This is a genomic window from Thermococcus sibiricus MM 739, from assembly GCF_000022545.1.
Classification (GTDB): domain Archaea; phylum Methanobacteriota_B; class Thermococci; order Thermococcales; family Thermococcaceae; genus Thermococcus_A; species Thermococcus_A sibiricus.
On record NC_012883.1, the window covers coordinates 1,511,261 to 1,530,739 of the forward strand.

General features: G+C 41.8%; 23 protein-coding genes. 9 read left to right on the plus strand and 14 right to left on the minus strand.

Features of this window, described 5'->3' with window-relative positions; genetic code table 11:
• Positions 1–2 precede the first annotated feature (2 nt).
• From TSIB_RS08170 to TSIB_RS08180, 3 genes are all read right to left on the minus strand, one after another.
• Positions 3–221 (minus strand): hypothetical protein, encoded by a 219-nt coding sequence (locus TSIB_RS08170; RefSeq protein WP_048160539.1) that lies wholly within the window; start codon positions 219–221, stop codon positions 3–5.
• Positions 222–268: 47 nt separating this feature from the next.
• Positions 269–2,491: a DHH family phosphoesterase gene (locus tag TSIB_RS08175; RefSeq protein WP_015849945.1), complete on the minus strand. Its 2,223-nt coding sequence runs from the start codon at positions 2,489–2,491 to the stop codon at positions 269–271.
• Positions 2,492–2,559: 68 nt separating this feature from the next.
• The gene (locus TSIB_RS08180) at positions 2,560–2,877 is read right to left on the minus strand and encodes a hypothetical protein (protein ID WP_052293234.1); all 318 of its coding nucleotides are present in this window, start codon (positions 2,875–2,877) and stop codon (positions 2,560–2,562) included.
• Between the two features lie 137 nt (positions 2,878–3,014).
• Between TSIB_RS08180 and TSIB_RS08185 the strand changes: the two genes are divergently transcribed.
• Both TSIB_RS08185 and TSIB_RS08190 read left to right on the plus strand, forming a co-directional pair.
• A complete protein-coding gene (locus TSIB_RS08185; protein WP_015849946.1) occupies positions 3,015–3,497 on the plus strand; it encodes a DUF2391 family protein in 483 nt (160 codons plus the stop codon).
• Positions 3,498–4,523: a DUF3226 domain-containing protein gene (locus TSIB_RS08190; protein ID WP_015849947.1), complete on the plus strand. Its 1,026-nt coding sequence runs from the start codon at positions 3,498–3,500 to the stop codon at positions 4,521–4,523.
• On the opposite strand, the gene TSIB_RS08195 is transcribed toward TSIB_RS08190, so the two are convergent.
• On the minus strand, positions 4,509–5,651 hold the full coding sequence (locus tag TSIB_RS08195; protein ID WP_048160540.1) for a glycosyltransferase: 1,143 nt from the start codon (positions 5,649–5,651) through the stop codon (positions 4,509–4,511). The genes TSIB_RS08190 and TSIB_RS08195 overlap by 15 nt on opposite strands.
• Positions 5,652–5,740: 89 nt before the next feature.
• Here TSIB_RS08195 and TSIB_RS08200 point away from each other — a divergent pair, with 89 nt between their 5' ends.
• The 3 genes from TSIB_RS08200 (at position 5,741) to TSIB_RS08210 (ending at position 8,857) form a co-directional block, all read left to right on the plus strand.
• Entirely contained in the window at positions 5,741–6,766 is a 1,026-nt protein-coding gene (locus TSIB_RS08200) for a Gfo/Idh/MocA family protein (protein WP_015849949.1), read from the plus strand.
• Positions 6,763–7,764, plus strand: coding sequence for a Gfo/Idh/MocA family protein (locus tag TSIB_RS08205; protein ID WP_015849950.1), 1,002 nt, complete (start codon positions 6,763–6,765; stop codon positions 7,762–7,764). The genes TSIB_RS08200 and TSIB_RS08205 overlap by 4 nt, the downstream gene beginning before the upstream one ends.
• A gap of 76 nt (positions 7,765–7,840) precedes the next feature.
• Entirely contained in the window at positions 7,841–8,857 is a 1,017-nt protein-coding gene (locus tag TSIB_RS08210; RefSeq protein ID WP_015849951.1) for a TrmB family transcriptional regulator, read from the plus strand.
• Here the strand turns inward: TSIB_RS08210 and tpiA are convergent.
• From tpiA to TSIB_RS08235, 5 genes are all read right to left on the minus strand, one after another.
• Entirely contained in the window at positions 8,854–9,528 is a 675-nt protein-coding gene (gene tpiA / locus TSIB_RS08215) for a triose-phosphate isomerase (protein WP_015849952.1), read from the minus strand. The two genes, TSIB_RS08210 and tpiA, sit on opposite strands and share 4 nt — an antisense overlap.
• A gap of 42 nt (positions 9,529–9,570) precedes the next feature.
• Positions 9,571–11,535, minus strand: coding sequence for a glyceraldehyde-3-phosphate:ferredoxin oxidoreductase (gene gor / locus TSIB_RS08220; protein WP_015849953.1), 1,965 nt, complete (start codon positions 11,533–11,535; stop codon positions 9,571–9,573).
• A 124-nt stretch (positions 11,536–11,659) separates the two neighbouring features.
• Positions 11,660–12,784 (minus strand): fructose-1,6-bisphosphate aldolase/phosphatase, encoded by a 1,125-nt coding sequence (fbp, locus tag TSIB_RS08225; RefSeq protein ID WP_015849954.1) that lies wholly within the window; start codon positions 12,782–12,784, stop codon positions 11,660–11,662.
• A gap of 101 nt (positions 12,785–12,885) precedes the next feature.
• A complete protein-coding gene (locus TSIB_RS08230; RefSeq protein WP_015849955.1) occupies positions 12,886–13,125 on the minus strand; it encodes a hypothetical protein in 240 nt (79 codons plus the stop codon).
• A 121-nt stretch (positions 13,126–13,246) separates the two neighbouring features.
• Positions 13,247–13,846 (minus strand): hypothetical protein, encoded by a 600-nt coding sequence (locus tag TSIB_RS08235; RefSeq protein ID WP_015849956.1) that lies wholly within the window; start codon positions 13,844–13,846, stop codon positions 13,247–13,249.
• Positions 13,847–14,294: 448 nt separating this feature from the next.
• Between TSIB_RS08235 and TSIB_RS08240 the strand changes: the two genes are divergently transcribed.
• Complete coding sequence (locus TSIB_RS08240) at positions 14,295–14,696, plus strand: NifB/NifX family molybdenum-iron cluster-binding protein (RefSeq protein WP_015849958.1); 402 nt, start codon at positions 14,295–14,297, stop codon at positions 14,694–14,696.
• A gap of 194 nt (positions 14,697–14,890) precedes the next feature.
• Here TSIB_RS08240 and TSIB_RS08245 read toward each other — a convergent pair whose 3' ends face one another.
• Both TSIB_RS08245 and TSIB_RS08250 read right to left on the minus strand, forming a co-directional pair.
• Positions 14,891–15,841: a SufB/SufD family protein gene (locus TSIB_RS08245; protein WP_015849959.1), complete on the minus strand. Its 951-nt coding sequence runs from the start codon at positions 15,839–15,841 to the stop codon at positions 14,891–14,893.
• Positions 15,807–16,550, minus strand: coding sequence for an ATP-binding cassette domain-containing protein (locus TSIB_RS08250; RefSeq protein ID WP_015849960.1), 744 nt, complete (start codon positions 16,548–16,550; stop codon positions 15,807–15,809). The genes TSIB_RS08245 and TSIB_RS08250 overlap by 35 nt, the downstream gene beginning before the upstream one ends.
• 122 nt (positions 16,551–16,672) lie before the next feature.
• On the opposite strand from TSIB_RS08250, the gene TSIB_RS08255 reads away from it, so the two are divergent.
• Positions 16,673–17,050 carry a heterodisulfide reductase subunit A-like protein gene (locus TSIB_RS08255; RefSeq protein WP_228359802.1) on the plus strand — a complete coding sequence of 126 codons (378 nt, stop codon included), beginning with the start codon at positions 16,673–16,675 and terminating at the stop codon, positions 17,048–17,050.
• A gap of 2 nt (positions 17,051–17,052) precedes the next feature.
• The gene (locus TSIB_RS08260; RefSeq protein WP_048160542.1) at positions 17,053–17,259 is read left to right on the plus strand and encodes a 4Fe-4S dicluster domain-containing protein; all 207 of its coding nucleotides are present in this window, start codon (positions 17,053–17,055) and stop codon (positions 17,257–17,259) included.
• Here TSIB_RS08260 and TSIB_RS08265 read toward each other — a convergent pair.
• Together TSIB_RS08265 and TSIB_RS08270 are read right to left on the minus strand one after the other, a co-directional pair.
• On the minus strand, positions 17,234–17,572 hold the full coding sequence (locus TSIB_RS08265; protein ID WP_228359803.1) for a NifB/NifX family molybdenum-iron cluster-binding protein: 339 nt from the start codon (positions 17,570–17,572) through the stop codon (positions 17,234–17,236). The genes TSIB_RS08260 and TSIB_RS08265 overlap by 26 nt on opposite strands.
• On the minus strand, positions 17,559–18,449 hold the full coding sequence (locus tag TSIB_RS08270) for a cation diffusion facilitator family transporter (RefSeq protein ID WP_015849964.1): 891 nt from the start codon (positions 18,447–18,449) through the stop codon (positions 17,559–17,561). Before TSIB_RS08270 ends, TSIB_RS08265 begins: the two co-directional genes overlap by 14 nt.
• Before the next feature lie 111 nt (positions 18,450–18,560).
• On the opposite strand from TSIB_RS08270, the gene TSIB_RS08275 reads away from it, so the two are divergent.
• Positions 18,561–18,995: an OsmC family protein gene (locus tag TSIB_RS08275; protein WP_048160543.1), complete on the plus strand. Its 435-nt coding sequence runs from the start codon at positions 18,561–18,563 to the stop codon at positions 18,993–18,995.
• Here TSIB_RS08275 and TSIB_RS08280 read toward each other — a convergent pair.
• Positions 18,985–19,434: an arsenate reductase ArsC gene (locus tag TSIB_RS08280; RefSeq protein ID WP_015849966.1), complete on the minus strand. Its 450-nt coding sequence runs from the start codon at positions 19,432–19,434 to the stop codon at positions 18,985–18,987. The genes TSIB_RS08275 and TSIB_RS08280 overlap by 11 nt on opposite strands.
• Positions 19,435–19,479 lie beyond the last annotated feature (45 nt).

Below are 19,479 nucleotides of genomic sequence, written 5' to 3' on the forward strand. Positions count from 1 at the left end.
AATCAAGCTTTTTCAAGTTTTTCCACAAGTTCTTCTGTTATCGTTAGTGGTTTATTTACTTCGAATATGTCACTAAGTTCCCATATAACTTCCCCTTTGTTTATGGCCTTAACGTAGTGCTCTGCAAGTTCTTTGGCCTTCTCAAAAGAATCAGCCTCAACTATTCTCCTTACATACCATTTCATTTCCCCATATCTGAGTTTGAATTCCGCCATGTACATGGTTACCACCCATAAAAAGTTAACTTTAGAATATAAAAGGTTTAAGCTCAAGATCTCTTCAGTTTAACTATTTGTTTCGCAAATTCCTCAAGAACTTCCTTTCTTTTGCCCTCAAAGAACTTTATTGAACCTGCAAAGCTGTGCCCACCACCTTCTACTCCAGCATCAGGGAGCTTTTCCTGAAGTACTTTTATTATGAGATTTAAATCAAAATTATAAACCTGCATCCCATCACTTGCTCTAACTACTGCAAAGTCTGGCCCATATGCAAGGGTTAAAATCGGGTTATCCTCACCATGCTGCTCTTTGAAATAGTCATGGATTAGCCCACTGAGTTTTCCCGGAGCAGGATACTCAAACTTTGGTGCATAGAGTTCAATATCTATTGTGTTGAACCGTATCCCGTTCGGAAGAACAACACTCTTAACGTGAGGCAATGATGCTTTTAGGACCTTTTCTTGCTTATCTTTTACCTCCGGATAGACAGAATCTATGATCTTTCTGTGTCTCTGAAGGTTTCCAGTAAGGAGAAGGATTTCGTCTATAATGCCATGACCATCCATAAATTTCCAGTAATAGGCCTCATGGTCAATAACCTCTGCTATCTTTTTGAGATCCTCTTCTTTCAGACCTTTTACTTCTTTCGCAATTTTCAAATATTGCTCAAACTCTGGAGCATTGCTCCTATCTCCAGTTCCAGCTATTGCTGGAAGATGACGGATTTTCTCCTCAACTGGTGGGTGAATAAACCGAGCTAATTCAGTGGCAAGCATTCCCGCTGTTAGTTCATAATAACCCCTCTTCACTAAGTGAGGGTTCACATGAACATCAACATATTCATCAACAGCTGCCCTGTCCTCGCTTATGAATTCCCTAGGGTCGTGATGATCAACTACAACTATTGGAACCCCATAAGCTCTTATACGCTTGTAGGCCGGGATATCTTCAACTGTACCTCCATTGTCCACTATAACAAGCAGTGGAAGTGGATCTCCAAACCTTTCATGATCTTCTAACATAAAAATAATGTCCTTAAGAACATCTTCAAGTTCATAGAATGGAGCTCTACTTGGTCTTCTCTTGAAGAACTTCCACTTTGCCTGCGGATCAGGTGATAGCTCTTCAAGAAGGGGCACTATGGCATATTCTAGGGCTAAACCAGCAGTATAACCATCGGTGTCTGCATGATGCCTTACAATTATTGGCCTACCCTCAAAAATGGCTTTTCTAATTATAAATGCAGCCTGCATGATCTTGGGTTTGAGCTTCTCCAGAACCTCACTTTGGACAAGGAACCCCACATCCTCTGGTTGGGCCCTTTTGTTAAGCTCTTCATCTATCTTTTTCTTCACTTCTGCAGCGTCTGGGCCCCAGAGGCGCGACATGTCACTTGTCTCTATTTGGATCTCACCGGCATGGAAGGAAACTTTGCCGATAATCTCAACTATATCCCCAACCTCAATATTTGGATACGCTCTAACTCCCGGGGCCTCAAACGCTGCGGCCCATGTTACACCAGTGCCATCTGTAACCGTAAAGACAGTTGGGCCCCCGGTAACTTGGATTTGCGTGATCTTGCCTCGAATTCTAATTGTTCTCCCTGCCATTTCCTTGGTCAATACACCAATCTCTGTAACTGGAAGCTCTTTTTTCACAAATACTTCCTTATAATGCCTCAAAGCAGACTCTATTAGGTCTACTTCCTTCTTTTCTGGTCTCACATCTAAGACCTGGACAAGAATTTCTTCTCCAGGCTTATATTCCCTCCGACCCAGGAGATCCTTTTTCTTTATTAAACCCGTTACATGAGGATTAAGACTAACAAAAACTCCAAAGCGTTCTACTCTATCAATAGCACCCTTGTAAACCTTCCCAACTTCTACATCCTCATAGTCACAGGTTTTATCGAGAATATAAACAACCTTATACTTCTTCTCACACTCCGAACACACCCAAGAAGTTTCCATACCTGGCTCCCAAGACTCCTTAATCCTTCCACAGATATCGCAGGCTAAGACCCTGCCGCTTCCACCACATGTTGGGCATGTATCATAGACTGGAACAACACCCCTCCCATGACACTCAGGACACGGGATCTCATCTACTTCCTCTTCTACTCCAAAGTAATCAAGATTACGATAACCCTTAAGCTTATCCCCTAGCTTAAAATCTGCTGGCACGTACCCCCATCCATTGCAAACCTCACACTCTTTCTCGCCGCTTTTTATTTTCCCGGTACCATAACACTCAGGACACTCTTTAACTACCATCTCGCACACCTCTTACAAAATTAGCATTTCTAATGAGACCACCTTCTCTAGGCTTATAACTCTTTCTTTCATTCCTCTTTGGCAAAAAGTACCCAGAAGCTAAACATAGAGAGAGCATAGAGCGCCCCGGTTATGAGGAAAGGCCAAGTTAAAGAAATATCAAATATCCTGCCACCCATAAACTGTCCAAGAGCATAGGTAGTCGTCCAAGCAAAGCTCCTTAAGGCTATAGCGGTCGATCTTTCTTCCGTGATAAAAAAGCGCATCATAAAGGCATCCCATATTGGGTTTACTATATTCATTAAGATTGTTCTAATGGTGTACACTACCGCTGCAAAAAGAGTGCAAGCATTAGGAAAGATGCCCTCTCCACTTAAACTCGCCATTATTTTATTTTGCTGAAAAGATAAAAAGCTTTATATCACTCCCAATAATCCACATAATGCGATGATGAATGAATCCAATGCTGACTGGATGATTGGCCCCAATTGGCTGAGCGTGAAAATGAACCGAGAGTGAAAAAATGGAAAGTGAACTCAAAAAGCTAAATGAAAATGTGGCAAAGCTCTCCAAACAGATGGGTGAGATACAGGAGGAGCTGGATAGGAAAAATAAGCCCGATAAACTTGGATGGGATGACGTGGTCCAGGAAATTATTGGTTCAATAACGTTTTCTCTACCATTCCTCTTTACCGAAGAGATATGGGACATAGCAAAAACGTTAAACATGTGGCGAACACTTGTCATCTTTTTAATGACCCTTTTCATGGCTTACCTATTTATTTCAAAGGCCAAACTCTCAAACATAGAAAAGGAAGAGTGGCACCGCATACCTAAAAGACTACTTACCGTCACGGTCGTTTCCTATATGACCTCAACCCTTTTGATCTATCTTTATGGCATAAATAACATCGCAAACTTCTCATTAGGGCAGTACATCAGTGCCACCATCATTGTAAGTACTTTTGCTGTTATTGGAGCAATAGCAGTTGATCTGGTGAAGTGAATGATAATAATTACCGGAGATAAATACGACGAAATATTAAAAGAGAAAAATTCTGAAAAAATCTTGTTTCCGGAATACGGAAAAAACAAAGAAAAGCTGAAAAAATTTGTTAACAAGCTGAATGGCAATGAAATGATAGTAACTGCAAGCTTAGAGCTTATTGATCTCATATTAGAGGAATTTCAAGGGGAGGAACATTTCTTAATTTATTCAAACACAGGCAAAGAACTAACGTTTAAAGAGACCTACGAGTTAAGAAAATATCTCGATTTTGATCTGAGAGGAACAGAAACAAAAGAAACAGAAAAAGTTAGTGTACTCTTCTGTGAAGGAAAAACCGATTCAAAATTCTTCAAAGCAAGCTACAAAAAAGTTTTTGGATTCAAAGAAACTAAAGATCTTCCTCCCAATCTCAAGTTAATTGAAACCCTGTTTGAAAGAGACAACTATGAGCTGATAAAAAACGAAGATGGATATATAGCAATAATCCCAAGTGAAGGGAACGCTGGAGTAATAAGGAATCTTGAAAACTTTCTCAGAGCTATGGAGGTTTTTAATTTCTATGTTCAGAAAATAGGAGTTGCAATAGACATAGATGAAAGCGAAGAGGCCGTGATGCAGTCAATAAAGGGCAAACTTTCATCCTTTAGATATAAAGTTTCCAAAAAAGGTTTTAAAGTTGGAAGTACCGAAATCATTCCCCTTTTAATCGGGACAAAAATAGATCTTGGGCCCTGTGTAGAGTGGCAAAAACCGACTGTTGAAGATTTTATGTTAGCGATTCTTGAAGGAGATAGAACCTTCAAGAAACTTGACAGAACCATCAACATACTATGTTTAGATTTGAAGAGAAAGTTAAAACCGAAAGAGGTCATTTACCTAGCAATGGCAGCAAAAAAGTTCTGGGGGAACCTTGAGGGATTCTATGAAATGAGTATAATGAGAACTCCAAAATGGAAGGTAGAAAAGATACTAAAAGAAAGCAGGCTATATGAAAAAATGGAAAGCCTATTACCATCTCTCTAGGAGATAATCCTTCTCTTCTAAGAATATCTCTGCTCTTTTTAACACCAGCTTTTCTGCTTCTGCTGTCGTCATGTCCTTAGTTTTCTTAACAAAATCCGCAGTTTTGGCAAAGTAAAGTGGTATTAATGGCTCAGCATTCTTAAGGATCCCATTTTTATAAGCAATAGCTCCATCAAAGAGAATGTGACTCCACAGAACATCATCAAGGTCAAAACTCTTCAATGCTGTTTTGACTTTTTCAAGGGTTTCTTTCGAAAGGGCCTTTTCTAGGAGTTTTTTATTTTGTGCAAACAATTCTTCAGACTTTTTCTCAAGCAATTCAAGAGTCACTCTAACATGTTCTGGCTCCCTAATTTCCATTTCACCAAAAACTGGGACTTCTTTCAATGTTTTGGTATTTTTCCATTTTTCTTCATACTTCTGCATTAACATAAAAAGCGTTCCAACGACTTGGTTAAACATGGCCCCTAAAGAGGCGGCCGGATCCTTAGGGTCATGTATCTTTACTCCCAAGGCTGTTTGAATCACTTTGAAACCTTCCGCTATTGCTGTTGTTGTTAAAAAGATATCCACTCCAAATCTAGCCACATCAGTTTTCCAGACCTCTTCATTACATAGATACGTATCAATCAAATCCGCACTTATCCCAAAGTCTCCTCCTATTGGTTGTCTAACGTTATATCCATAGAGGGAAGCGGTCATCGGATAAGCAATGTTGTTTGTTATTGTTCCATCATATTTATGCCTCAAATAGAGAGGAGCAACAAAATGATAGCCCTCTTCAATAGGTTTGGCAAATTTATATACCCACTCTGGAGTAATACTCCTTAAATCACTATCCACAAACACCACAGCATCTGCTCCTTCATCTCTTGCTATCTCGAGGACTTCTTTCATCGCACTTCCTTTTCCGGGGATTGGCCACTTGTAAACCGTGCTTCTTACCTCCACGCCATCTGGAACTGGAGTCTTCATAACAATATCTCGAGTCCCATCATTACTGCCGCCATCAGAATTAATAATTAAACCTCCGTTAAAATACTTTTTTAAACCTTCTGCGGCCTGTTTAACCACATATTCTATGGTCTCAGCGTTGTTATAGCTTGGAATTCCCACAATGACTTTCATAGTTATCACCAAAATACAACCATCTATAGTGGTTTAAAATTAAAAATGTTTAAATATCTTTTGGTAGGTATCTAAATGGGGGGACCCATATGGGAAAACTAAAAGTTGGAATAATAGGATGCGGGAACATTTTTAACTTGGCCCATAAAAATGCTCTGAAGAACATAAAAGAAGTAAAAGTAGTCTCCTGCATGGATATAAAAGCGAAAAGAGCTAAAGAAGCCGCAAAAGAATTCAACGCAAAACCCTACACAAACTTAGACAAATTTTTGGATTTGGATTTGGACGTTATTGAAATTCTAACACCCACGTACACTCACGCTGAATTGGCTATAAAGGCCTTAAAAAGCGGTAAACATGTGATTGTAGAAAAACCTATAGCTCTTACGAGTGAAGAGGCTCAGAAGATGATCAAAACTGCAGAAAAAGAAGGATTATGGCTTTTGGTTGGTCATACAAGAAGATTTGACAAACGATGGATCCAAATAAAGGAAGTTATCAAAAAGAGAAACATAGTGCCAATGCAAATAAGAAAAGCTGAGGTTCAGAGATTGCCATTTTCAGAAAGTGCATGGTATTGGAAGCCCAATAAAGGAGGCGGGGTAGCAATAGATTTAGGCGTTCATGTTACAGATTTTCTCCGTTGGTATTTTAAAAGTGAACCCATCAAGATTCTTGGAATTGGAAAAGCCATAAGGAAAGAAGCTAAAATAAACAATACGCATGATCACTTCCTGATGATGATACAATTCGAAGAGAATAAAACTGGACTGGCAGAAGTAAGCTGGGCGTACTCCTATCCCGCCCGCTATGGGGTCTTTTACCATCACTTAGATATTTTAGGAAAGAATGGAAGGATCAGGTACACTCCCTTGGATACTCCGGTAGTAGGAGTTGTAAAGCACCATTTCGAAATGCCAAGGTTTTCTCCATTACTCTCAGCGTTTCCCGAAGCATTTGAAGCAGAACTAAGGCATTTCTTCAGAGTGATCATGAATAAAGAAGAACCAAGAATGACGGCAAAAGACGCATTAATAGCACTCCAAATGGCAGAGGTGGCAATAGAGTCCACAAAGAGAGGAGAACCTCTCGAGTTTAAGGGGGTGAAAGAATGATAAACGTTGGAATAATCAGCTATGCTCATCCTCATGCGTTAAGATACGGAAAAACTTTTGCATCAAACCCCAAAGCAAAGCTATATGCAATCTCAGGGGACGGAGCAAACACTGATGTTGCAATAGCCGAAGCCCAAAAAATGAAAGCAAAATTCTACTCAAACTACGAGTCCCTCCTGAAAGATGAAAAAGTGGATGCAGTTTACATAGCTATTGAAACTTATAGGCATAAAGAAATCGCCATAAGAGCCGCTGAGGAAGGAAAACACATCCTCCTTGAAAAACCCATAGCACTAACACTTGAAGATGCTGATGAAATTATTAGAGCAGTAAAAAAGGCCGGTGTAAAGCTTATGGTACCATTTAACCTAAGGTTCACAGTACCCCTTAAAAAAGCAAAAGCAATGATAGATTCCGGTGAGATAGGAAATCTTGAGTACATATATGCAATTTCAGAGTATGTAAAGCCACCAATATTCCTTGAAGGCTTGGATATGAGTTGGTTTTTAGATAAAAACAAATCTGGCGGCGGTGGATTCATGGATACTGCACCTCATGGCATAGACTCCCTTCTTTGGCTTATAAACGACGAACCGAAGAGTATCTATGCGAACATAGGCCCGAAAATATTTGGATTTCCCGTAGATGATATAGGCACTGCAGTGCTAGAGTTCAAAAACGGCGTTGTAGCCGTTCTTAACGCTGGGTGGGCGAACCCCAAAGGATATTCCTATGGCTTAGAGATAAAATATTATCTCTTAGGAAAAGAAGGCTTTCTTGACATCAGAACAGCTTACCCTGACTTTACGGTTTACCAAGACAAAGCTGAAAAAATATACTGGGAAAGAGCAGATGTTAGTGGAATTGTAAACTCTTTCCTGAACTCCATAATAGAAGACAAAGACCCTCCGATAACTGGAGAAATGGCCAAGAAAAACTTAAAAATAATCCTAGCTGCTTATGAATCTTCAAAAACTGGAAAGATTATTAAGCTTTAGGTACTCATAATCGACTTGAATAACATTCACGTATTTGATAAGAACAGTGAAAAAGCCATGATGTGAGGGAAATAAAATGGAGGAAAGCGAGCTTAAGGCACTCTTGAAAGAACTGGGTCTGAATAAGTATGAGGTTAATGCATATTTTACTTTGATTAAGCAAGGCCCATTAACAGCAGGCGAGCTCGCCTCCCTCTCCAAAGTTCCTCAACCCAGAATATACGACGTTGTTCGCAGTTTAATGAGCAAAGGATTTGTTGCAGTTACAAGCGAGAGACCAAAGAAAATAGTTCCGCTTGATCCAAAAGAAGTCCTTGAAGCAATAGAGAAAAACTACATAAAGAAAATGGAATTGGCTAAAAGAGAACTAAAAGCCATGTACACTCCACATGAAAGCAATAGGGAAGTGATAGTTGTAAAAAGCAAAACAACACTGGAAAACTACATAAAGGAGGCAATAAAGAACGTCAAATACCATCTTTCTCTTGCTATCCCTTCAAACTTTTTAGAGAAAGTAGTATCCCTCCTAAAAGAAAAAAACAAAGAAATTACGGTTGATCTTTTTGTGTATGGAAATGAGGATGTACCAAAAGTCGCCGATAAAATCAGAGTGCGGGAAGTTGAGGACCCAATAATACTCATACAAGACAAGGCCTTAGGTATCTACGCTCCCCCAGAAGCTTTCAAAACAAGAGGACAAACAATCAGGGGGTACGCACTAATAATAAGGGACAAAAACCTCCTCTTCATGCTTGACAGATACTTCTACCATGCACTATGGCCAACCGGGAAACTAATCTACGAGAAAAAAGGAAAATTAAAGCTCCCAAAGAGCTACATACACATTAGATCGCTTGTTGAGGATATAAGGAATTATAACTTGATAGGTAATGAAATAGAAGTGTATGGGAAATTCGTAAAGACAGGCGGACCCGTCCACTTAACTGGAAAAATAGTAGCTTTCTTCGAAAGCGAAGGAAAAGTAGTATCAAACATAACAGTTGAAACAGAAAAAGGAGAAAAATACGTAATAGGAGGGTGGAACGCCTCCCTTGAGGACATTGAAGCCGAATTAATTATTCTTGAAGGCTAAATTATCAAAGACACCAAATCTCTTATTGCTTTTTCTGGGTCTTTAGCCTTTGTAACACCACTAGCCAATAAGACTCCAACTGTCCCAAGTTCTAATGCTTTTTTAACGTCTTCTCCTGTTGAAATTCCTGCCCCAGTTAGAACCCCTACTTTCGGGTTGATTTTTTTCACAAGATTCACTGTATTAGTAATCACCTCAGGCTTTGCCTTGCTAACCGGAATTCCCGTTCCTATAAGCTCTGGAGGTTCAACAGCAACATAATCAGGGCTTAACGCAGCAACAGCTGCTGAAACCTTTGGATTGTTTGAACAGATCATTGTCATTAAGCCAACTTCTTCAGCTCTTCTGATTGCAGCCTCCAAATCAGCTAGAATCATTCTGTTTTCTGAGTGGTTTAACAGAGTTCCAACAGCTCCAGCCTCTTTAACTGCTTCTGGCAAGACGTGTCCAGTATGACTGCCGGGCTTTATTGGGTCAATGTGCTGGGCAAAGACCGGAATCTCAACCTCTTGAGCAATCCTATAAAGGTCAGCCAGCTGGGGGGCAACCACAATAGTCACACCAGTCTCTTTGTAGACTTCTTCCGCTGCTTTAGCTATCTTTAAAGCCCTTTTTCCAGTCGCTTCTATGTAAGTTTTAAAATTTATGGCAATAACTGGTTCCTCTAACATTTTTAACCACCTCTAGATTCTTTAAATCCAAATAATGAAAAATTATAACGTCCATTCAACACCCAAGATTCTACTGTATTCTGCTAAAACCCTTCTAAGGTACTCCTTTGCAATCACAACTTTATCTTTCTTAAACTGCTCTGCCCATCTTTCGTTGCCAAACTCCTCTGCACCCTTTGCAACCAGATCTATAATTCTCATTGAATCCCAGAACACTGGCTCATAGCCGGCTTTCTTGAGATAATTAACGAGCTTTCTCATTGTTTTTCTGGCCTGCCCTTCCATGTCTACGTTCTCTCCGTAGGCTTCCATAAAGAGTGCTTTCAACACGGGCTTTGCCCATCCACGGTGGAACCTACACCAGCCAACGTTGTCATACCAGTATTCATAGAGGGCACTGGCAATTATCCTATTGGCCAACTCTTCCGGCTCAAGAAACACTCCAAACTGATAGAATGTCCAGTAACGGCCTTGAATTGGCAGAGGTATGTAGTTTCCTATAGCCCAGTACATTGTGGGTACCATCTCTCCGCTTATTCCTATGGGTGTATAAACTCCATAATCTTTGAAGCTCTCTCCATAGCTTAGCCTATCCTTGAACTTCTCATCAAGTATTTCAGCGGCTCTCCTTATGCCCTCTCCAATTATCTTGGCGATTTCGTTTTCAGCAAAGGCAACCCTATGGGCTAATTCAGCAACGAGTTTGGCGTTCTTTTCACTGGTTTCAACAGGTTTCATAATTAAGCTATCCTTATCAAACTCGGGTTTATCGCTTAGGCCAACTTCGTCTGGCTTGAGCAATCCTCTATAAACAAGTTCCAAAACCCATGCCACAGTGCCTCCAAAGCTAATTGCATCAAATCCCATGGCATCAACCGCGTGAACACTTACATCACTCGCTCTAAGAGTTATCACCCCGCTGAGCGGACCGTTTGCTTCCCTTGGCTCGTACTCTATGTGGTGACCGTTAGCGTATTTCTTACACACCACTGGACAGGGCTCTCCACAGTTAGTCCAATTTTTGGTCTCTATCGCCTCCTTATTGAAGGGCTCCCAGTAGTATTTCATTATGTTCTCGTGGATCTTAACACGCTCTTCCTTTGGAATGTATGGCATCTGCCAGTTTAGTATTGGCACAAAGTCACCTTCAGCCGGATAGTTTCCTCCAAAAGTTCCTCCAGTCTTGAGCTTAGGATTGTACTTGTATTTCACTGTGTTTTCGGATATTACTTCATTCATTGGCTTTTTGTGGACTCCCTCTACTATGGATTTTGCAATCTTTACATTGCTTATATCTTCCTTCGGGAACTTCTTTCTGACTTTTCCCCCAAATATTATGGCAATCACATTATGGGCTCTCAATAAAACGCTTCCAGTTCCACCTCTGGCGGCCCAATCCTCACTTCCAACAATCCTTTTGCCGTTTCTTAGGGTTTGGGAAAATATCGCACCCATATTAGTATTCAGAGAAGCCGGTCCAACACAAGCAATCCTGTACTCCATTCCCTCAAACTTATCATTAAAGTTATCAATGAGGTATTGAGTGAGTGCATAAACGCCCTCCTCCCCCTTATAGCCTCTCCAAATTTCAATCACTTTTTCAAAGTCAATTTCATGAAGTTCAACGTTTAACTTTTCTCCATCGTTGGTGAGAATAAGCACTGTTGGTTTCTCCCGCTTTCCTTCGAGAACCACAAAATCAATACCTACCCTTTGAAATTGATAGGCGGCCCCTCCCATTGTTGAAGGGAAAACCCCACCATATTGAGGCGATCTGTACACAAAAGTCATTCTATGAGCTCCAGGGAGGATAGAACCAGCAAATGGGCCTTTCCCAAAAACCATCACATTTTTTGGGTCATAATGATCCTCAGCTTCATAGGTTTTGTAAACCTCGTCATGAAGGTATAAGGCATAGTCAATGATTCCATAAATTCCCTCTCGCTCAAAATCCTCCAGATTTATACTCTTTTCATTCAAGTTAACTTTAAGTACTGAAAACCTCATAGCGCTCCCTCCGATACCACTCCGAGTGTTATGTAAAAGGGCAAATTATTTAAGATTTTTGGATACAGAAATAGGATTCTATATGAGCTCAAAATAATAAGAAAAATCCAGAAAAAAGAAGCCATTAAACGGGTTCAAATCTCTCTTCAAGCTTCTTTAATACACTTGGTAAAGTAGTGTACTCCATATCCTCCAGTGGAAGACGGTGTGGTTCAAACGGACCGTGTCTTCTCATATAGTCTGCAATCTCTAGTGCCTTCTTTCTTGCCTCATCGAATGCCACATCCTCAAAGAGATCAACGGGTCCTACCAGCTTTCCATCTTTGTTGATCTGCCATCCTAGAGCCACTACCCTCGGAGGTCCATCAAATCTCGAAGGAGTTGCATATTTGAGGGGAACGGGCATTATTGGGCCGTTGTGACTTCCTCTCATCCAACCACTTACGATATGCGGAAATGCGAATGGCTCAAGAACTTCTCCAAGGGCTGGAAGTCCACTTTGGGCTCTTACTATGGCCACTGGATCATCTTTTCCTACGTATTCTCCCGCAATTTCGTAAAGCTTCTCAGTGCTTACAACGGCAACAGGCTCGTCTTCTGGAAGTTTGTGACCCTTCTTCGGATAAACACGCTTTATAACATATCTTGATTTTGCACCAATTAATGCTAAGATATCATACAGCTCCTCGGGTGAATTGAGTATAACTTTTTTATGTTCTTTGATATCCCAAACCTCAAACCTAAAGCCCATGTGCATGTTGGGATCAATAACAAGGCCTGCTGTGTTGAAAGGATCTCCAAACATCCTGAAGATTGGTAAATTGAATGCCCCAGGTTCAGTTTTGTCCATATGGAATGTGACTATCGGTTCGCTCTTTCTTAGAGTGATTTCCATTTCAGCTATTCCAGGACCCATTCCTCTGATGTTCCCACTAAAAGCATCCTTAAGTAAGTCCTGACCTGCTCCATAAAGGCCGAGTTCTTTTGCGATCTCAGTAGCCTCTTTAAATATATCCCATGCCAATCCGTGGATTTTCTCGCTGTCGACGCCGTGTTTGTGTGTCATAATAAGCTGAAGATCGTCCCCACAGTAGGTTGCGTGGAAGTCAATTATTATGCCCTCTTCTTTTGCTTTGTTTAGGAGTTCGTTAGCTTTTTCTATTAAAGCTGGATGAACCTTGCAGTGGCCCGGCCATCCTCCAATATCCGCCTTTATCACGCTTATAGTTATTTTTTCACCAATCGCCATATCATATCACCCATAATACGTTTACTTTCGGTTTTATAAAATTTTACCAGCATAAAATATATCACTCCTAATGATACCAAAGAAGGAAAGATTAAAAGAGCTCAGCAGATGTCAGTCCAACCAAACTCTTCTCTTGCTACTTTTATAAGCTCTTTGAGCTCTTCTTTCTTAATGTTAATGGTGCTAACTGCACCAACAAGAGCTATAATCCCATGAATTTCCTCTTGTACTTGAATCACATCATCATTTATCTTTGTCACCTTAAGCTCTCTTCTGGCCACTTCTTCCTCTGTAATCCTAAACTTATCTTCCCCAATTTTTATGTGCTTTATCTCGGTCATGAGAATCCCTCATTATATTATTATGATTTTGAATTTGATAAAGTTTTCTTAACCCTTATCAGGCAATTAATTTAATAAAGACTCCTTGAATCTAGATTAAAAATTCGAAAAATTTCTTGCTCTAATAGCCACCTTCTAATATCATAACGCTAAATTTGGCATCAAACTTTTCAGTAAGGAACTTCCCAGGGGATTTCGGCCATACCAGATAAAACTTATCCTTAGTTACAAGCCGCTTATTCTCTGAAACCTCATACACGTGAAGCTCAGTCACAGGGAGAAATAACAAAGGTCTAGCTATAACAACATAGTTCAACTTCTTGGGAGTCAACAGACTCGCACTTAGTTCAGTATCGTAAATTCTGTAAATTCTCATAAAACCTAACGATGGGACGCCAAACTCTTCAAAATCTTCCCTTACAAAACCATACTCTGTCACCAGCGGTGAAGAAAGAACACATGAAGATGAATAGCAGGTCATTTTCTCAACTGGTGAGTAGAGATACAGATACTGCTCGAGAACCTTAAAACCCGAAAACGACGTCAATATAAAGGCCAACAGTATCAGAACACCAAGCTGTTTTAGTTTATATTGCCTCTTTTTTATGTAAACATAGTACTTCCAGAACCACGTCAACAGCACGGCAGGTATTATTACATAGTATAGAACAAAAAACGTACCAAATGTAACCGGATCAGTAGCATGAGCATAGTATACCATTTCAATCCCCCCATATTGTTAAAGATTAACTATTAAGTTCTTAAAAACATTCCCATCATGACACGTTATCGCAACAGTAGTGCACTTTTTCTTACATTTCTCAACCTCTTGTCAGGGCAATTATGTTGGCTATTACCTTACATTTTTCTTTTGAAAGCCTCGCCCTTTAGGATGGACGCACGAGAATTCTGGAACAAGCTCTTGAGCAAGGAGAAGAAGAAAATGGAATCTGTTCCACTATTTATACGGGTTTACCATATTTAACCGATCTTAATTTCTCAGTACTTCCTTATTTTCTCACTTTCTCCTCTTTCATGGCATTCCCATTCTTTTTGAACTATCTTTTGGAAGACTTATGAAAAGCTTGTTCCACGTTTCAACCCTTTGAATATGTGCATATGCACAAACTTTATATGTACCAAACTTCATCTATTTCTTGGTGATGCGGATGAAGATTGCAATACCTGCAGAGGACAAGAGAGGTTTAGAAAGCAACGTAAGTGGACATTTTGGAAGGGCCAAGTACTTTGTTTTTGTGGATGTTGAAGATAACAAAATCAAAAATGCAGAGGTTGTTGAAGTACCCTTCGAGGAACACGGCCCAGGTGATTTGCCAAATTTCATCAAAGAACACGGGGGTGAGGTTGTTCTTGCATATGGAATGGGAAGAAGAGCAATAGACTACTTCAACCAGCTTGGCATCGAAGTTGTTACAGGGGCTTATGGGAAAATTGAGGATGTCGTTGATGCATTTATCCATCAGGTTCTCGAAGTCGATCCCCACTGGAAAGAGAAGATAGAAAGGGAGAAAGAAAAAGAGGAGCACTGCGGAGATCGTGAATGCCACTAGGGAGTGGGCGATATGCCCGCAAACCTCTCCGTCAGTGGTGAGGGGATTAAGCTGAACTCTCGCCCTTCAGGACGGGGAGGATGTCAGGTTCCAAAATACTATAGAGCTCCTGAAGTATCTGTGGAAAACTTATAGAGACGGAAAAGAGAGGCTTCGAAAAGGGATTCATGCCTGATTTTTTAATTCTTTGATCATTAATCCCTCAGAAGCCCCTTAATTATCAGCTCTGCCGCTTCTTCTTCGGTCAATCCCTTGGCCATGAGCTGCATCAGCTGGGCCTCATTTATTCTTCCTATCGAAGCCTCATGAGTGAGCTCGGCTTTGTCGTTCTTCACCCTTAGAAGAGGCACAGTCTGAACGTCGGCTTCGCCCTTGACTATCTCATGACACTCAATGTGACCTTTTGAATACTCTCCAAGGCCATAAGCTTCATTTACAACGTTTGCCTTTGCATTATCAAAAGCTATTACAGTGGTCTTTAAGTTTGCTCGTGAATGAGCTCCGGTTAAATATGCAACTTCCTTAATCTCAACAGAATCATCTTTAACAGCTTTTACCTTGGAAGAAAGCTCTGTTACAGCATAGTCATCAATATCAGCCTTCATTTCAAGTTTAAGCTCTTTAGCACGGTGTTTTATTAGGGAAAATTTCCCTGTATACCTTCCTTTCCTCCTTACTTCAACCTCGGTTATGCTGATCATCCTTACACCTTCTCCGTGCACGTGTTCGTCTTCATATATTACAGATGCCCCCTCGTCGATCCTAATCTTTGCATATGCATCATGGGTAAAATCTTTGGCATACGGGAAGATGCAGTGAGAGAGAAATTTAACTTTTGACCCTTTCCCCACAGTTATATCGAAAATAACCCTCTGATAACCCTCACTTTTCAAAAACCCCGTACAGAGATGAATAGGAAAAGAAAGTTCGATGTTATCCTTGATTTTTATCTCCGCTCTCACACCATTTTCTATTTCCTCACCAACTATCTCAACGCCCTCAACGTTGTTTAATCCTATTATCCTCTCTCCACTTATGATTATAGCCGCTACTCTATCACCAAATAGAGATGTATCCAAGCCCTCCTTTTCATAGATATCTACTAAGGCTTCATATTCCTTTACTCGATCCATCTTGATGGCCATATCTCATCACTTCCAAAAGCGGGCATTTTCCACAAGCCCTCTTGTAGTATTCAACTACCTCATCAGAGAACCCTTTTCTTACGATTTTTCCACTGCACACAAAGTAACTAAACTCTGTTTTCTTTGCAATGTCCTCATGGTGAGTGATTAGAATTATTGTTGTTCCAATCCTTTTCAAATAATCTAAGATTCTGTCTATTAACTCAGTTACAGTTATGTCTAGGCCAGAATCGGGTTCATCAAGAATTGCATATTTTGGTTTTAAGAGAAGAATAGATGCAAGCTCAACTCTTTTTCTTTCCCCGCCACTGAGACTCTTGTCAACAAACCTGGAATGATAGAGTTCATATGGCAGACCCACAATCTCAAGGACTTCTTTCAATTCCTCTTTATCCACATTTAGTTTTCCTCCAAGTGTGAGATACTCCTCGACGGTAATCCCATCATAGCGGGCCGGTTCTTGCCATAGTAAGCTAATACCTAATCTGGCTCTCTCGGTTATATTTAACTCCGTTATATCCTTATCTCCCATAAAGATTCTACCTTCACTTGGCTTTATAACCCCCATTAAAATATAAGCTATGGTGGACTTTCCAGCACCATTGGGGCCGAGAATAGAGTAGCTCATGCCCTCTTTGAAGCGCATATTGATTTTTTCTAATATTTTTCTGCCATTTGCGGAGTAGGTAATGTTTCTCAGTAACAACATGGACATCGAAAGATGATCATGTGAACGAAATTTAAAGTTTTTGGAACGTTTTTGTCCTCAAACCATAAGTTGAAAACCTTCACATTTGAAAATATTTTTAAGTGAATTAAAACTCATATATTATGGTGATGCCAATGAAAGGTCTAATCTTATGTGTCTGCCAAGGGACCTGCCCTTCTTTCCAAAAAATGAATGTTTTTGAAATCTTGAATCACTTTAGAAGGGAGAAAAAAGTCGACTTTGTAGCACTACATCCACAGCTCTGTGCCACTGATGGCGACAACTTCTGGAGAGCTTTATTGAAAAACGGAAACGACATAGAGAAGCTCTTCGTGGCCGGGTGCGACCCGGTGATGCAGAAGAAGATGTTCGGCTGGACGTTTAAAGAGCTTGGATTCGATGAACAAAAGTTCATTGGGATTGAAATCAGGAACATGACCACTGAAGAGGTCATCAAAGTCATAGACGAGGCCATGAGTGTGGATACCCAGGAGGGATGAAAATGGCAAAGAACTGGTACCCCATGATAGATTACGAAAAGTGCACCGGATGTTTAACATGCGTTAACTTCTGCCCCCATGAAGTCTATGAAGTTGATCCCAACCCCGGAAAGCCCAGAGTTGTCAACCCAGAGAACTGTGTGGAGTTCTGCAGAGGCTGCCAGAGGATATGTCCTGCTGGAGCTATAAACTACTTCGGAGACTCCTGAGAGCTTCTTCCACTCTTTTTCCTGCCTTTACTTTCACTATTCTAACCCCCCCCGCTTCTAGTATGGGCTTTCCCTTCGGACATTCCATCGGCGTTAGAAGAACATCGACGCCGAGGTTAACGAGGAAGAGCGCCACTTTCGGGCCGGCCCCGTGTGGTTCCCCTCGGTAAGGGTTTTCAATAACCTGAACTTCCTTTATGTTGCCACCATCAAGTTCAACGACTGTGAAGGTCTCAGCCCTCACGAGGCTCTCGTGAACCCTGTCATCCAGCCCACCCTTTGAAGTCGGAACTGCGACCTTAGGCATCTCCATCACCGCACAGCAGGTTCTTGCCATCACACCTGTCCACTTCGAGTTGGACAGTAACATGCGTTATCCCAAACTTTCTCAACCTTTCCTCGATCTCGTCAATAATCCTCTGCGCCTCGCCCAGCGGCATGTCATCAACCTCGACGTGACACTCGAAGTGGACTTCATCCTCACCTATCCGCCAGGCATGGAAGTGGTGCGCGTTCTTAACGCCCGGAATTGCCTCAATTTCGCGCTTTACTGCTTCAAGGTCGAGTTCTGGAGAGGCCTCCATGAGAACCTCAATACTCTCCCTGAGGATTTCGTAGGCCTCGCGGAGGATGTAGAGCGAGATAAAGACCGTCACGAGCGGGTCAATCCAAAGAATGTTCCATTTCATTATAGCGATTCCACCGGCGACAACAGCAACCGACGAGAGGGTATCCGTTAGAAGGTGCAGGTAAGCTGAGCGGACGTTAAGGCCATGAGCATGCTCGTGAAGAAGCAAGACTGAGAACAGGTTAGCAAAAAGACCAATCAACGCCACACCTAACATCAGCGGGCCATCTATCGGCTCGGGGTTCTTAAAACGCCGATACGCTTCGACAAGGAGGAGTAGTGAAACACCCACGAGCACAGCCGAGTTCATAAACGCCACGAGGATTTCGACCCGCCTGTAACCGAAGGTGTACTTCTCGTTGGCCTTCCGCTCGCCAATTCTTATGGCAAAGTAGCTCGCGAGCAGACTCATGCTGTCGCCGAAGTTGTGGAGAGAATCACTAAGGAGCGCTAAACTTCCCGAGAGAAGCCCCCCAACTACCTCGGCGATTGTTATGATGATGTTAAGAGCAAAGGAGAAAAGTATTCTCCCCTTTACCCCGTGAGCGTGATGGTCGCCCATTTCAATCCCTATGAGATCTTTCTGCCCAACGTATAAAAGGTTTTCGAACGCTAAGATTTCTGTGGAAAAGATTTATTTGAAGGGAAATCCATACACAAACCGGGGATGGGTATGAAGCGTCTTGAGTACAAAGCCGAACTTAAATGGGATGGCAACGTGGGGAGCGAGGTGAAGGTTAGGGGCTTCTCTTTTAAGATAGACACGAGCACAGACGGCCGAAACGCTGGGCCGAATCCGACAGAGTACCTGCTCGCTGCTATAGGCGGCTGTCTGACCGTGAACTGGGGCAGGCTCATAAAGAAGATGCGGCTAAAAGTTGATGAAATGCACGTAATCGTCTCGGGATGGAGGGATCAAGAAGAGCCCCGGCTGAAGGAGATTACCTACAAAGTCCGCATCGTGACGGAAGAGCCCGAGAAAAAGGTACTCCGCGTCAAGGAGCTTGCTGAGAAATACGGGACGGTGTTTAACACGGTGGGAGCTGAGAAGATAAAGGGTGAAGTGGAGATAGTTAGAAAGGGCCGGCTTGATGCCGTCAAAGACTGAAAAGACTTTTTCTCCCGATTATCTCCTCCTTGCTCTTGCCCGCTTTCAAGTCTTCAATAAGCTTAATCACCCTCCGCTTTATCTCGTCCCTCACCTCTCGGTACTTCTCTATCGGTTTCCCGTAGGGGTCTTCGAGCCCCCAGTCCCACGTCTTCTCCGGGGGAGCGTAGGGGCACCTGTCGAGGCAGCCCATCGTTATGACGATGTATGCCTTCTCAGCCATCTCCTCGGTGTAGAGCTTCGGGTACTGCCCCTCGAGAGAAATTCCAATCTCCTCCATCACCTTCCTTGCCAAAGGATCTATCTCCTCAGCCGGCTCCGTCCCGGCGCTCATGACCTTAAACCTCGGGTCGTCGTTGAAGTGGTTGAAAAAAGCCTCCGCCATCTGACTCCGGGCCGAGTTCTTCACGCAGACGAAGAGTATGAGCTTCTCGTCCATTTTACTCACCGATTAAGACTCAAAAATGGACTTTAAATATCTTTT